A 1,248-nucleotide genomic window follows, 5' to 3' on the forward strand; every position below is an offset into this window, starting at 1 on the left:
GAAGTGGCACACTGAATTTGGCCACCTGAACAGAGGTGATATGCTCACCTCAGAACAACACAGGTGCTCCAATGAAAAAAAGAAATTTCAGCGCAGAGTTTAAACGCGAATCCGCTCAACTGGTTGTTGACCAGAACTACACGGTGGCAGATGCCGCCAAAGCTATGGATGTTGGCCTTTCCACAATGACAAGATGGGTCAAACAACTGCGTGATGAGCGTCAGGGCAAAACACCAAAAGCCTCTCCGATAACACCAGAACAAATCGAAATACGTGAGCTGAGGAAAAAGCTACAACGCATTGAAATGGAGAATGAAATATTAAAAAAGGCTACCGCGCTCTTGATGTCAGACTCCCTGAACAGTTCTCGATAATCGGGAAACTCAGAGCGCATTATCCTGTGGTCACACTCTGCCATGTGTTCGGGGTTCATCGCAGCAGCTACAGATACTGGAAAAACCGTCCTGAAAAACCAGACGGCAGACGGGCTGTATTACGCAGTCAGGTACTTGAGCTACATGGCATCAGCCACGGTTCGGCCGGAGCAAGAAGCATCGCCACAATGGCAACCCGGAGAGGCTACCAGATGGGACGCTGGCTTGCTGGCAGGCTCATGAAAGAGCTGGGGCTGGTCAGCTGTCAGCAGCCGACTCACCGGTATAAACGTGGTGGTCATGAACATGTTGCTATCCCTAACTACCTTGAACGGCAGTTCGCCGTGACCGAGCCAAATCAGGTGTGGTGCGGTGATGTGACCTATATCTGGACGGGTAAGCGCTGGGCGTACCTCGCCGTTGTTCTCGACCTGTTCGCAAGAAAACCAGTGGGCTGGGCCATGTCGTTCTCGCCGGACAGCAGGCTCACCATGAAAGCGCTGGAAATGGCATGGGAAACCCGTGGTAAGCCCGGCGGGGTGATGTTCCACAGCGATCAGGGCAGTCATTATACGAGCAGGCAGTTCCGGCAGTTATTGTGGCGATACCAGATCAGGCAGAGTATGAGCCGGCGCGGAAATTGCTGGGATAACAGCCCAATGGAACGCTTCTTCAGAAGTCTGAAGAACGAATGGATACCGGTGGTGGGTTACGTAAGCTTCAGCGAGGCAGCTCACGCCATAACGGATTATATCGTTGGATATTACAGCGCACTAAGACCGCACGAATATAACGGTGGGTTACCCCCAAACGAATCGGAAAATCGATACTGGAAAAACTCTAACTCGGTGGCCAGTTTTTGTTGACCACTTCA

At 51.7% G+C, this 1,248-nt stretch carries 1 protein-coding gene; it reads left to right on the top strand.

The features are described from left to right. The first annotated feature begins 71 nt into the window (after positions 1-71). Positions 72-1,240 (top strand): IS3-like element IS911 family transposase gene (locus tag INF68_RS18630; RefSeq protein ID WP_094461488.1). Its coding sequence is split into 2 segments (ribosomal slippage): positions 72-321 and positions 321-1,240, totalling 1,170 coding nucleotides; the frame shifts between segments, so codons are not numbered across the junction. The last annotated feature ends 8 nt before the right edge of the window (positions 1,241-1,248 follow it).

The organism is Enterobacter cloacae complex sp. P16RS2, assembly GCF_014982155.1.
Classification (GTDB): domain Bacteria; phylum Pseudomonadota; class Gammaproteobacteria; order Enterobacterales; family Enterobacteriaceae; genus Enterobacter; species Enterobacter cloacae_M.